Source organism: Enterococcus sp. AZ035, assembly GCF_050548325.1.
In the GTDB taxonomy this organism is placed as follows: domain Bacteria; phylum Bacillota; class Bacilli; order Lactobacillales; family Enterococcaceae; genus Enterococcus; species Enterococcus faecalis.
The window spans coordinates 106,169-119,767 of sequence record NZ_CP172958.1 but is presented as its reverse complement, the minus strand read 5'-3'; the positions used below and the strand labels follow the sequence as shown (position 1 = coordinate 119,767).

Below are 13,599 nucleotides of genomic sequence, written 5' to 3'. Positions count from 1 at the left end.
CCAACAAAAATGATTCCGCTTACATTTTTAAGCATTAAACTTCCAACAAGATCCTTTTTATTTTCCTGCTTTTCTATTAATGGTGATAGCTTTCCACCACCACTTCTTTCAGTCTACAATAAGAACAGGAACATTTCAATAAGGCATTCCTAAATTGATTGTTGGCCCGCAAACAAATCTTCTTCAGTTAAAGAAGACTGGCACGAATCAAGCTTGATTCGTGCCAGTCTTTATAGATAACTCGTTAGCTTTAACTAGTTTTATTTAACCACCATATACTCACGATAATTTTCCGAGAACGTATCCATTAGCGTATAAATTCGTTCAAAATCATAGTCACGACGAGGGTCATCATACCAAACACATTGAATACTTCCAATAATTGGAAGATTTGGGCTACCTGCTGGCACATCTGTAAATGCTTTTTTCGACATATTTGCTAAAGCATCATCATATTGATAAATGCCAGAATCAACATTGCCAGCTACCCAATACCACGCATCATTGGTATTAAAAATTTTGTGTCCTTTTTGAACAAAGTACTCAGGTTTGGCTACGTCATATCCGCTCCAACCGGCTGTCCAATAAGAAATAATAATCTCTGGGTCAAATGTACCGAAAGAATCGTCGCTGTTGTAATAAATGCCATCATTGAAGCTCATTGGCTGCATGCCCGCATCTTTAATTATTTTAGCTAAATCATTCGCATAAGCGACAAAATCTTTGTAGCGCCCAGAAGATTGCAGTTTCGCCCAACCGCCTGTATCGACATCATTTGCATACTCATCGCCGCCAAAATTGAAAATTTCACTATGCGCGGAAAAATAAGCCACGTACTTACTGATAATCGCCTTTGTGAAATTCACTGCCTTTTGGTTCCCTAAATCTACTGTTCGTTTTGAGCCATCAAAAGCGGGATTTTTAATCGCTAGTTTTTCCATGGCCACTAACAAGGCATCCATATGTCCTGGACTGTTAATCACGGGAATGATGTTGATGTTGCGCGCTTTCGCAAAAGCCAACAACCGATCCATTTCTTTTTGTGTTAACGCGTTGCCATTAGGATCATTGTAATATGCGTTGTTGCCTCGTTGGATTGCTTTTGAAACCCGGTTGTGGTTGTATTTTTTACCATTCACATTGACCGACATATCATCCAAGATAAACCGTAAGCCATCATTTCCTAAAATTAATTGGACATCTGTGTACCCATTTTGACTAGCTTTGGCCACTAATTCTTCCAGTTGCTCCACGGAAAAATATTTTCTTCCCGCATCAATGGAAAAGACACTTTTTAAAGGTTGTGTTTGTTTCTCTTTTAAATTATCCAAAGCTGTTTGGACCTCCGTTTGCCAAGTAGTCACTTGTGCGGCTGTATACGTTTTTCCCGCAAGTTCTGTGGCGACTGTCTCTTTTGTTGTTTGTAGTGCTTGAATCGTTTCTGGTGTATAGCTTTCTGCCTTTTCAATGGCTGTAACTGCTTGATCCAACGCACGATATAAAGTGGTTAAGTCAATGGCTAACAGGCCTTTTTCTAATTCAGCATCATAGGTGTTTGAAATCCCTTGGCCATAATCGCCACCTAAAATAGCTTTATTCACATCATAAAGCGTTGTTGCTTGTGTCACTGCTTCTGCGGCTTTATTTTGTGCTTCAAGGTCTGTGTTGGCGTAGCTAATTCGTTTTAAATAGTGTTGCGCAGCCGCTTTCATCTCTGCAAGAGAAACGCCTTTACTCTCTGCAATGGCCGTTTTTGTCCAAAGTAAATTAGAAGGTTTTATCTGATTTAAATCGTCTTCATTATAGGTGCGACCATCGCGATCTAAGGCATAGAGGAACATGCCCCCTAAATTATTTTCATAAGAATAACGAGCTACTTTATACATGTTACTTTCCATATACGGCTCTTTTGTGTCATACCAGCGGTTGCGATCTTGCTCTTCTGGGAAAGTTAATCCTGGAACAAATCGTTCCCCATTGAGAACCGGACTTAAATTATTTAATGCTCGTTGCGTGCGTTGGTCATCGCTGCCATACTGTTGATACGCGAGAAAATCGAAACAGTCACTGACATCTTGTAAAGGTGGTAAATATTCTGCATTGGTATCATACAAAAATGGACGATCCGTTCCCGACTTCGGTCCAATGTATTTTGATAATGCACGAATGACACCATTAGATAGAACAATATCTTTTTCACTTGGACGAGTTTCCATGTCAATATCTAACCCATCAATTCCTAAATCATCGACAAATTTGGTTAACAACTCTTTCGCATAAGCATCAAATTCTGCTTCTGTAGGCGTTGTTCCTGCATAAGGAACTTTTAATAGCTCGCTGTAATCAATCCCACGAACTAAACGAACACCTCGTGCATGCAGTGCTGGCGCATACTCATTTTTTAACGTATCATAAAATGGCTGTGCAAGTGCTTCTTGTCCTTTTGGCACATAACTAAAGACATTCACAATGTCAATACCATAAGGAATATCGTGCATCGTTAGCCAATTTTCATCTGGCAATGTTGTATTAACTCCTTGCATCGTTTTGTCACGCCAAGCCCGATAATAAACCATAAAATGTTTCTCTTGGGTCGGCTCATTGGCTTGGCTGATCATTGGTTGATGAAACAGACTAAATAAGATAAACGCCAAGCCAACCAATAACGAAAGACCCAGCCAACTGACAATTGTTTCTCTGTTTTCTCCTTTTCTTGTCGATAAATTGTTCCCCACTTTGAACACCATTCCTTTCTGCACTCCGTTCATTTTTGTGTATCCACCTAAAAAGAAAGCGCATACACAACCATCAATAGAATAACAAAAAATAACGAATTTGCAAAATAGAAACTGGAAAAATGAGGATTTTCTATAAAAATCTTTTCCCGCCTAAAATCACTTTTGTTAGACGGCGTTTAAATGGTAAATTTTGAGACTTGCAAGAAAAACAGGCCTATTTTTCTTGCAAGTCTCCTTTACTTAGTCGTGATCAACCAATAAATAATCACTGTTTGAATTTTTTGGGATCTACTCGTTTGAAATTTATCTCATCATCAATAACTGCTCTATGCTTTAAATCTAAATGATATCGCATATCATGATTTATATTTGAATTTTTTTTCAGATTATCATTATATGTTTCTAAAAATAATTTTAAAACTTTTTCAGGTTGCCTTATACCTAATACTTTTCTTGATATTTCTAAACCATTTACCTTTTTTATAAACCATTTTTGATTGTATTTCATTATAGATGACAAATTAAAATAAGCTTGGAATACAGCTCCCGCATCTTTAATTTGAGTATTTTTTTTCAATTCATTGTATTCATTCAATAAATTCTTTAGCTCTTCATAATTGTAAAAACTGAACATTCCATTCTTAACTTCTGTCATCATTTTATTCTGCCTAGTCCAAGATCCCATGCATACAGAAACTAACTCAACTAAGGGAATTTTGTTATTCTCTATATGTAAATCTTTTAACTTTTTGTATTCTTCATTTCCTAAAATTACGTATTTATTAATATAGTCTATTACCCGCCACTTACATGCTGTATTATTTATTTTAATAATGTCATTCATTTCTTTGTTTACGGAAACATAGTATGGCACGGGTAAGCCATATTTTCTTGCAATACTATATCTATGTTGCCCATCGATGATCTGCATTGTGGAGTTTACTATAATGGGTCGAATAATTCCTTTTTGTAGAATAGAATTTTCCAGTTTCTTGTTCAGTGTAACTTCACGATTACTTCTTAAAAAGCTGAACATTTCATATTCTTCCGTTATATAAATATCACTCATTTCTCTATCCATTTTTTATCTCCTTTATTAAAAACATACTTTGAATATCTCTTATTACTGGCTTCCCATCAATTTCGATTTCATATTTAATTGCTTTGTTTGAATTTCTATGCAATTTATAATTATATGCTTTCAAAAACTCTTCCAAAACGACTCCTTGGTGAAAAATTCCTTCTATAACATTTTTAGTTTTTATTTTAAATCCATTAATTAACCTATAATAATCGAAATCTTTTACAATAAATAATTCTACATAAGCAAAAAATGTTTGCTGTGAACTTCTCAAGTTCAACTCTTCACAAAAGTTTCCGTAAGAATCTAATAATCTTATAAATTCCTTGTAGTTATAAAATGAAAATTGACCTGTTTTTACTAATTCTTGTGAATTACCATCATAGTGTTTATTTCCCATAGCCAAAGATATTAAAGAAGAGGGTGAGATATTTTTATACTTCTTTACAATAAACTGTAGTTTTTTATATTCGTTCATACCATCCATCGAATATTTTCGTATGAAATCTCCAATTTTCCATGTCTTAATTGTCGAATTAAGCTCAATTACATCATCTAAGTTCAGACCTTTCGAAATAATATAAGGAATGGACTTATTCAATTTTCTGGCTATCAAAAAACGAGTTTGTCCATCAATAATTTCAAATTTCTCATTTACATCTATAGGAACTAAAATACCTGATTTTTCTATAGATTCTATTAAACTACGCTTTTCTTTAATTGCTCTGTTTCCCTTTAAAAATTTAAATTTTGAATAATCCTTAGTTTCATACAATTTACCAATCAACTTTCCCATATTCTTCACTCCTTATAAAATATATTTTTAATTTATATATTTTATAATATCGTCTAAAAAAAAGAAATGCAATTCTTTTTTAATCAATATAACACCAAACACACATTAAAATAACATTTTGGTTAACCATCCATGTTTATTAATTCGGCGATTTTCACAACAATTTTCCCTTGTGCTCGTCCTGTCAGTGAATAATCCACCGCTTCTTGAATTTGGCTAAAAGGAACGACTCGGTCAATTATCGGCTGTAATTTTCCCTGTTCAATGAACTCAGTGAGTAAAGCTAATTGCTCGCCATCGGGACGCATAAACAAAAAATGATAACTAACATCTGTGGCTTGCTCCAAGCGATGAATCTTGCGAGTAGCTATTTTAAAAGCCCATTGTTTCCAAAGCGGCAAGCCATACTCTTTAGCAAAACGTTCGTTGGGAATGCCTGACAATGTAACGACTTTTCCCTGAGGTTTAACCACTGAGAAAGCTTTTTCTAAGATTGTCCCCCCCATTGTATCAAACACATAATCGTAGTCGGATAAAACTTCTTCAAAATTTTGTGTCCGATAGTCAATCACTTCATCTGCTCCCAACGCTTGAACCCATTCTTTATTTCTACTACTCGTTGTGGTGGCAACGTAAGCGCCTGCTAGTTTTGCTAATTGAATCGCAATGGTTCCAATCCCTCCTGAACCTGCTTGAATCAGGACTTTCTGGCCTGGCTGCACATTCATAATATCATGTAGCGCTTGATAACTTGTCAAACCGACTAACGGAATGGCCGCAGCTTCTTCAAACGTTAAATTTTTCGGCTTCATAGCTACAGCCGCTTGATCCACTGCAATATATTCAGCAAAAGTTCCCACGCGATTTTTGGGTACTCGCCCGTAAACTGCATCGCCCAGCCTAAAATTTTGAACTTTTTTTCCAACAGAGACAACAATCCCAGCAAAATCACTGCCTAAAATCAGTGGCATTTGATAATTTAAAAGCATCTTTACTTTGCCATCTTTTGTTTTTAAATCAATCGGGTTGATACTGGCAGCGATAATTTTGACCAAAACATCGTTGTCATGAATGGTGGGTAAGGGCACCTCCTCGATTGCTAATTCTTTTTGTCCGTATTTATGAATTAAAGCGGCTTTCATCATTGAATCTTTCCTCTCTTTACTATCCTTTTTATCGGTTTAAAAGTTTAAACCTTTAATCAATTAGTATCTTAACGAAAAATGGGATCCACGTCAAGTTTCAGCCCTCAGCGTATTTTATTGACAAAAAACACGAAAAATGGTTTAATCGTTTAAAAATACGAACCAAAGAGGCGAAAGATTATGAAAGAATTAGAAGGAATTCAAACAGAATTTACTGCGCTTAGTGATTTTTTAATCGCATTGGGTGATGAAAAACGCCAAGCAATTATTATTGCACTGCTAGAAGACCAAGCCTGTGTTGGCCGTCGTGTCACTGAGTTAACAGAGGCGACACAACTCTCACGCCCCGCTGTTTCTCACCACTTAAAAATTTTGAAACAAGCCAAATTAATTGATTGTCGCAGTGAAGGAACTAAAAATTATTACTCACTTTCTCACGATACCACCAAAATTGAGCAACTCCAACAACTATTGACCCACATTACGTCGATTATGCCAGGGAGGAAGCAAGCATGAAAAAAATTCTCGTGGTCCTCACAAACGTCTCCCGTTATCACGGCACCGAAGAACCAACGGGCCTCTGGCTAGGTGAAGCCACGGAGTTCGTGGAAGAAGTAACCAAAGCAGGATTTTCAGTTGACTATATTAGTCCCCAAGGAGGCTATGTCCCTTTGGATCCCCGGAGTATGAAATATGTAGATTCATCCATTATGGCGGTTTATGAAAGTGCCGATTTTCAAGAACGAGCGCTAGCGCATTCCCTCTCTCTTGAAGAAATTGAGCCAGATGAATACGCAGCGATTTACTTTACAGGAGGCCATGGCGTTATGTGGGACTTTCCTGATAATCCTCAGTTGCAAGCAATCACTCGTAGCCTTTACGAACAGGGCAAGTACCTAACTTCTGTTTGTCACGGAATTGCTGGTCTTTTAAATGTCAAAGATGCGTCAGGAAATTATTTGATTGCAGATAAAACCATTACTGGCTTCACTACTGCAGAAGAAATTTTAGCCATGAAAAAAGCAGTTGTTCCTTTCTTAAACGAAACAATTGCCAAAGAACATGGTGCTACTTTTGCGAAAAAGCGTCCCTATAAAGAATTTGCGTATCAAGATGGCCGTATAATCACTGGGCAAAATCCTTTTTCTGTCCGCGCTGTCGCAAGATTGTTAATTCAACAACTATCAAAATGAAACAACAGCGACTACTTTTAGGTAGTCGCTGTTGTTTCATTGCTTCTTCTTTTTTCCGAAAGCCGAAGCCCTAACATAAAAAATTTTTGATTAGCTAAAGAGTAACATCGCGCCAATTAAGATAATTAGGTTAATTAAGCCTAAGACAATCATTGGTTTGGCCATGAATTTTGTCCAAGTGGCATATTGAACTTTGGAAATTTCCAAACCACCCATTACGACACCAGATGTTGGCGTGATCAAATTAATCAAGCCACAACCTGAAGCAAAAATCATAACCATCACTTCTGGACTTAAACCAATGTTTTTAGCTAACGCACCCATTACAGGAATAGAAACGTACGCTAAACCAGAAGTTGAAGGAATTAGGAAAGATAAACCTAAGTATAAAACAAAGGCACCGATGACAAATAAGACTGGGGAGAGTCCTTGTAATAAGCCTGCCGCTTTATCAAGGATAAATGAATCTAAATACGTTTTAGACATCAAAACAGATGCCCCGCGAGCAACTACGATAATTAAAACAACGGATAACATATCTTTGGCACCGTCGATAAATGCTTCAATGGTTTCTTTTTCAGTAAAGCGACCAATCAAGGCAGCAATGATCCCTAAAAGGAAGAACCACATCGCTAAGTCGCCAAAGTACCAGTCACCGAAACTGTTGCCTGTTAAAACAGACGTCCAGCCTTTGAAAATCGTCACTCCAAAGTCGTTCCATGGAATTAAGGAAACAATCATAACGACAAAACAGAAAGCGAATACCATTAAGATTTTTTTATGACGATTCGTAAATGGCATTTCTTTCGACGCTGCTTGTCCATACGTTTTTTCCATATCCTCTTGTTCTTGTAAAGATAAAATTGTTGAACCTTTGTCCGCCTTCACTTTTTTCGCATAACGCATCACAATGAAAATAGAATAGCTGGTAGAGGCCGCCCACAAAATAGCACCGACAATTAAAATAATTCCTGTATTCGGCTGAATGCCAATACCTCGCAACGCATCCATCGCTACCCCTGTGGAGAAAGGGTTAACCGTTGAACCGATAACACCTGATCCTGCACCCAATAGCACAGTCCCCACTGCGACAAACGTATCAAAACCAGCGGCGACCATGGTGGCACTCAATAAACCATAAAAAGGAATTGTTTCTTCTGCCATTCCATAAGTCGACCCACCAATAGAAAATAAAATCATTAAAATCGGAATGATTTTCAATTCGTTCCCTTTTAACTTTTTAACGACTGATTGAATCCCTGCTTCAAGAGCCCCAGTTTGCGTCACAATATTTAAAAAGCCACCGAGTACTAAAATAAAAATATTAATTTCAATGGCATCTTTAAACCCATTGAATGGAGCCATGATAATATCCGATAATTTGGCCCCTACCACGTGGTCAACCATTTTGCCATCAATTTCTCTTGGGGTAAATGGCTGGCCATTTAGCAAGACCGTTACGATACCTAAAACAATTAAAATAATAAATAAAATACTAAAAGACGAAAGCTGTTTTTTGTTTTTCTTCTTTTTTTCTGCCATATCCTTTTATACAGGAACCTACTTTCCTGTATCTCCCTTCTCTATGATTAATTACTCAATCGATCAATAAAGAATGGCGTATCTAGAAAAGTTAAGAATTTATGACTGTAGCTAATACGGTTCATTTGGACTAATTTTTTCATAACACTGCTTGCTGTTTCCCGCGTGGTTCCACTCATTCGTGCAATGTCATTAATGGTAATTGGACAAGCAATTGCAACGCGTTCTCTGTTGTCAATTCGTTCTCCTAAATCATTTAATAACATCGCCAGTGATGTCACAATCCGTTCACATGCATCATTGGTTGTTCCTTTTTGGATTTTGATCATACTTTCTTTTAAAAGGACCGATTGTTCTTGAATCCAATGAATCAATTGCTGGGGATTATTTTGGAGAAAACGCTCAAACAGTTTAACTGGCACAAACACAACCTCAATATCCGTATAGGCAATCGCGGAGTCGTAATGAACCTCATCTTGAAACAGTCCGATTCTCGGAAAAAGAGCCTGCTTTTTCATAAAATGCAGATAGGAAAAATTACCACTGCGATCATTTTTTTCAATTTTAATGACACCCGAAACCAATAAAATCAAATGATTTCTCGGATCACCTGGATAAAAAAGGACTTGGCCTTTTTTATAGGAGCGAACGAAACTCTCGTTGCGCAATTCTGTTAGTTCTGATTCAGAAAAGTATTGAAAATCTTGATTATTTTTAGTGATTATTTTCTCTATCATCATCTTAATTCTCCTAAATACTATACTTTATTTTGTCACAACCGTTCCTACGATTTCATCGCCGCTCATACTTCCTAAGTTTTCCAAAGAAGTGATAATTGCTTGTTTATTGGGTTGGCTTTCTACAAACTGAATGGCGGCTTCAATTTTCGGTAACATACTACCTGGTGCAAAATGACCCGCTTGTTTGTATTCTTCCAACTCTGCTACAGTGACATTGGTTAATTGTTTTTCATCTGGTTTGCCATAATTAATACACACATAATCCACGCCAGTTAAAATAACTAGTGCATCCGCATCCACTAATTCTGCCAGTTTTTCAGAAGCAAAATCTTTATCGATTACTGCTTCGACACCTTTTAATTCTTGTCCTACGACAGGGATGCCACCACCACCACATGAAATGGTAATTATATCATTTTTTATTAAGGTATTAATAGTCTCAGCCTCGTGGATGTCAATTGGCTTAGGACTTGGAACGACTTTGCGCCAGCCACGTCCTGCATCTTCTTTAAAAATAGCACCTGCTTGCATTGCTTCTTTGGCTTCAGCTTCTGTTAAAAATGGACCAATCGGTTTTGTTGGATTTTTGAATGCCTCATCTGCTGGATCTACGACCACCTGTGTTAAAACAGTAGCCACTTGTTTCTTGATTCCTGCTTTGTTTAATTCTTGATTAAGCGCATTGGACAACCAGTAGCCGATACTTCCTTGTGTCATAGCAACACACGTATCTAGCGGCATCGCTGGATTTTTTTCAGAATCAGCTGCTTGTTGTTGCAATAATAGATTTCCGACTTGTGGACCATTGCCATGTGAAACAATCAACCGATGCCCTTGTTTAATTAAATGAACTAAATAGGCAGATGTTTGAACTAATGCTTGCTGTTGTGCATGTGCGCTAGCATCATTTGAAAGGATGGCATTTCCGCCTAGTGCAACGACCATTTTTTTCCCCATTACAAATCCTTCTTTCCTATCATAATAAAGAATAGGCCGCCCTTCAAAAGAATCTCTTAAAGGGCGAAACGACTATTCTTTTTTCAATGTTTTTTCAGTTGCTTCCTACACACGAGGAATGAATAAGTTGCCTAAAGTAGCTGCCATGATCGCTTTAATAGAATGCATTCTGTTTTCTGCTTCTTCAAATTGACGACCATATTTACTGCGGAAGACTTCATCCGTGATTTCCATTTCAGTAATGCCGAATTTTTCAGCAACCATTTCTCCGTATTGTGTTTTCGTATCATGAAAGGCTGGCAAACAGTGTAATACGATTAAATCGCCATCCATATTTTCGGTTTTTTCTAACATAGCCATATTAATTTGATAAGGTTTCAACAGATTGACACGTTCTTCAAATTTATCTTCTTCACCCATGGACACCCAAACGTCTGTATATAACACGTTGGCTCCTTTAACACCTTTAGCAACGTCGTCTGTAATCATTAATTCTGCACCAGATTCTTTCGCAAATTCTTTTGCGTAATTAACGACTTCATCAGAAGGGAACAATTCTTTTGGTGCACAAATGCGAACATTTACGCCTAAAATAGCACCTGTCACTAACAAGCTGTTTGCCATGTTGTTACGGCCATCGCCGACATATACTAAAGTGATTCCTTCTAAACGACCAAAGTTTTCTTTCACTGTCATAAAGTCCGCAATCATTTGTGTTGGATGCCATTGATCCGTTAAACCATTCCAAACAGGAACACCAGAATATTTCGCTAAATCTTCCACTACTTCTTGACTAAACCCACGGAACTCAATCCCGTCAAACATACTACCTAAAACAATCGCTGTATCTTCAACAGATTCTTTTTTACCTAATTGAATATCGTTGGCGCCTAAATACTCAGGATGTGCCCCTAAATCAATCGCTGCTGTAGTAAATGCAGAGCGTGTCCGTGTCGAAGTTTTTTCAAATAAAAGAGCGATATTTTTTCCTTCTAAATAGTGATGTGGAATCCCTTTTTTCTTCAATTCTTTTAAGTGAATACTGAAGTCTACCAAATACTCTAATTCTGCTCTTGTAAAATCTTTTTCTGCTAATAAACTACGTCCTTGAAATACTGAATTCATGATGATTCCTCCTATTTTTGGGTGTTTTTTAAAGATCTTCACGGTAAAGTGGCATACTCATACAACGAGGGCCACCACGGCCACGTACTAGTTCACTTCCTGGAATGTAATTCAATTTCACGCCTGCTTCTTCTAGCGCTTTATTCGTAATCGTATTCCGATCATAAACAACAACTTCCCCAGGGGCAATTGCTAATGTATTTGAACCGTCGTTCCATTGTTCACGGGCTGCTGCGGTTAAATTTCCAGCACCGCAACGGATTAATTGAACATTGTCTAAATGCAAGTATTTGCATAAAATGTTATCTAATGTATCTTTTTCTTTTGTAATTTGGATGTCTCCATCTGCTTTTTCAGTGATCGAGTAAACAACCAAACCACCTTCGATTTCTGGATGAATCGTAAATTTATCATAGTCAATCATGGTAAAAACGGTATCTAAATGCATGAATTTACGATGTTCACCGATATCAAAAGCCAAGATATTTTTGAATCCTAATTTTTGTTCAAAAATATTTCTCGCAATTTTTTCAATTGACGCGGCATCCGTTCTTTGAGAAATCCCAATGGCCACCACTTCTTTTGAAAGAATTAATTCATCGCCACCTTCAATTCTGGTTGATTCTGAACGATCATAGACTCTAGGAACCTCTTTTCCAGCAAAACGAGGATGATAATCAAAAATGTATTGCCCAAAAATGGTTTCCCGTTGTCGAGTTACTGAATACATATGATTTAAAGAAATCCCGTGCCCCATTGTCGCAAAGTTATCACGCGTGAAGTATAAGTTAGGCATTGGATCAATAATGAATGGATAATCCGCTTCAACCATATCTGTTAAAAATTCTTGCTCATATTTAGGTAATTCTTGTTTTTGAATGCCAGCAATCGCTTTTTGAATCAGTTCTTCGTTGTCGTCAATTTCTAACATTAACTCTCTAACTTTTTCTTTTGCTGATTCACTGCGAATATTGGCTTCTTCTAAGAATTGGTCAATAAATTGTCGGCGGACCTCTTCATTAATCAACGCTTCAGCAGCTAAGTCCTCTAAATAGACCACTTCGATATCTTTTGATCGTAACAACTCTGCAAATGCATCATGTTCTGCTTGTGCTTTTTCTAAAAACGGAATATCATCAAACAACAATCTCTCCAGATAATCTGGCATTAAATTTTCTAATTCCTTACCTGGACGATGTAACATCACTGTTTTCAATTTCCCGATTTCAGAAAATACATTAATTGGATGACTCATGTGAAATAACCTCCTCAACTTAATTACAAACACAGAATAACAGACCTGATTAACCTAGGACGTGAGCCATTTGCCAAACAAAATACCAAATATACAACGGTATTCTTTCTTATGCATATTTTCAACCTAAAAGAATGCGCTTTCATAGATATTCTAAAAAAATAATGCATAATTAAATAAAAAAAAATGCATTTATTCAAAAAAAATTATTTCTCCATACACATAATAAAGTTATAATCTTATAGAGGTAAAAGGAAGGGAGCCAGAAGTCAAAACGACTTCTGGCTCCCTTCCTTTTATGCGTTACTTTTTGACAAAGGTGTTGGCTGAATAAATTGTTGAAAATACTGCTCTAGTTCTTGTGCTTTTTCCTCGGATGATGAAACAATAATAACAGTGTCGAAGCCAGCGACAGAACATTTCTTTTCACACAAAGACACTTCATCAAGTACAGCTGAAAACAATGTTGCGTTGTCTGGTAATGTATGAACCACTAGTAAAAAGGCGACACGTTCAACTTTGGTCACTACCTCACGAATTGCTTGTATCAACTGTTCTTTTTTTCGTTCTTCTAAAGAAGTGAATTGTTCAAAAATCGTTAACCGCATCTCGCCAGACTCATCCAATGCTTTGACGACTTTTAATTCCCATAAATCCCGTGAAATCGTTGCTTGTGCGACATTTATCTCGCGCTTTTTTAATTCTCTTAACAACTCATTTTGACTATGAATTACGGTTGTTTGAATGATTTTTTTAATCAAACTTTGGCGTGTTTGCTTATTCACAAATAACACCCTTCCTCCAGACATTTACAAAGCAATACTAGCAGAATCTCTCTAATTAGAATAGAAAAAGGGTCGTTTAGCTAAAAGGTTCTCATTGATTTTGTCGGATATTTCGCATTCAAAAAAGTGAGACTTGCACAATTTAGTAAAACGTTGTACAGTGATTTTAGGGAATTACTGGCACCGTTTTAAATAACAGCAATGATGTTTTTTTGCATGATTAACTGAACTGGAGGAAAGTA

Annotated in this window: 12 protein-coding genes; 2 read left to right on the top strand and 10 right to left on the bottom strand. The window is 36.8% G+C overall.

All coding sequences use genetic code 11. The features are described 5' to 3' along the window. Positions 1-260: 260 nt before the first annotated feature. From IGL32_RS00495 to IGL32_RS00480, 4 genes are all read right to left on the bottom strand, one after another. Positions 261-2,768, bottom strand: a complete 2,508-nt coding sequence (locus tag IGL32_RS00495) for an EndoS/ChiA family endoglycosidase (RefSeq protein ID WP_002387476.1) — start codon at positions 2,766-2,768, stop codon at positions 261-263. Between the two features lie 235 nt (positions 2,769-3,003). Then, positions 3,004-3,819, bottom strand: coding sequence for a ParB N-terminal domain-containing protein (locus tag IGL32_RS00490; RefSeq protein WP_002373786.1), 816 nt, complete (start codon positions 3,817-3,819; stop codon positions 3,004-3,006). Next, a complete protein-coding gene (locus IGL32_RS00485; protein WP_002387475.1) occupies positions 3,812-4,615 on the bottom strand; it encodes a ParB N-terminal domain-containing protein in 804 nt (267 codons plus the stop codon). Before IGL32_RS00485 ends, IGL32_RS00490 begins: the two co-directional genes overlap by 8 nt. Before the next feature lie 122 nt (positions 4,616-4,737). Beyond that, on the bottom strand, positions 4,738-5,760 hold the full coding sequence (locus IGL32_RS00480; RefSeq protein ID WP_167591373.1) for an NADP-dependent oxidoreductase: 1,023 nt from the start codon (positions 5,758-5,760) through the stop codon (positions 4,738-4,740). Positions 5,761-5,940: 180 nt separating this feature from the next. On the opposite strand from IGL32_RS00480, the gene IGL32_RS00475 reads away from it, so the two are divergent. Together IGL32_RS00475 and IGL32_RS00470 are read left to right on the top strand one after the other, a co-directional pair. After that, entirely contained in the window at positions 5,941-6,276 is a 336-nt protein-coding gene (locus tag IGL32_RS00475) for an ArsR/SmtB family transcription factor (RefSeq protein ID WP_002359261.1), read from the top strand. Continuing rightward, positions 6,273-6,953, top strand: coding sequence for a type 1 glutamine amidotransferase domain-containing protein (locus tag IGL32_RS00470; protein ID WP_010707958.1), 681 nt, complete (start codon positions 6,273-6,275; stop codon positions 6,951-6,953). Before IGL32_RS00475 ends, IGL32_RS00470 begins: the two co-directional genes overlap by 4 nt. Before the next feature lie 90 nt (positions 6,954-7,043). Here IGL32_RS00470 and IGL32_RS00465 read toward each other — a convergent pair whose 3' ends face one another. From IGL32_RS00465 to IGL32_RS00440, 6 genes are all read right to left on the bottom strand, one after another. After that, positions 7,044-8,495 carry a YfcC family protein gene (locus IGL32_RS00465; RefSeq protein ID WP_002383451.1) on the bottom strand — a complete coding sequence of 484 codons (1,452 nt, stop codon included), beginning with the start codon at positions 8,493-8,495 and terminating at the stop codon, positions 7,044-7,046. Positions 8,496-8,542: 47 nt separating this feature from the next. Then, positions 8,543-9,235, bottom strand: a complete 693-nt coding sequence (locus IGL32_RS00460; RefSeq protein ID WP_002363490.1) for a Crp/Fnr family transcriptional regulator — start codon at positions 9,233-9,235, stop codon at positions 8,543-8,545. 24 nt (positions 9,236-9,259) lie between these two features. After that, a complete protein-coding gene (gene arcC / locus IGL32_RS00455) occupies positions 9,260-10,192 on the bottom strand; it encodes a carbamate kinase (RefSeq protein WP_002356132.1) in 933 nt (310 codons plus the stop codon). Between the two features lie 105 nt (positions 10,193-10,297). Beyond that, positions 10,298-11,320 (bottom strand): ornithine carbamoyltransferase, encoded by a 1,023-nt coding sequence (gene argF / locus IGL32_RS00450; protein ID WP_160747730.1) that lies wholly within the window; start codon positions 11,318-11,320, stop codon positions 10,298-10,300. Positions 11,321-11,345: 25 nt separating this feature from the next. Next, positions 11,346-12,572, bottom strand: a complete 1,227-nt coding sequence (gene arcA, locus IGL32_RS00445; protein ID WP_002356129.1) for an arginine deiminase — start codon at positions 12,570-12,572, stop codon at positions 11,346-11,348. 296 nt (positions 12,573-12,868) lie between these two features. After that, positions 12,869-13,381: an arginine repressor gene (locus IGL32_RS00440; RefSeq protein WP_002383454.1), complete on the bottom strand. Its 513-nt coding sequence runs from the start codon at positions 13,379-13,381 to the stop codon at positions 12,869-12,871. Positions 13,382-13,599: the final 218 nt, after the last annotated feature.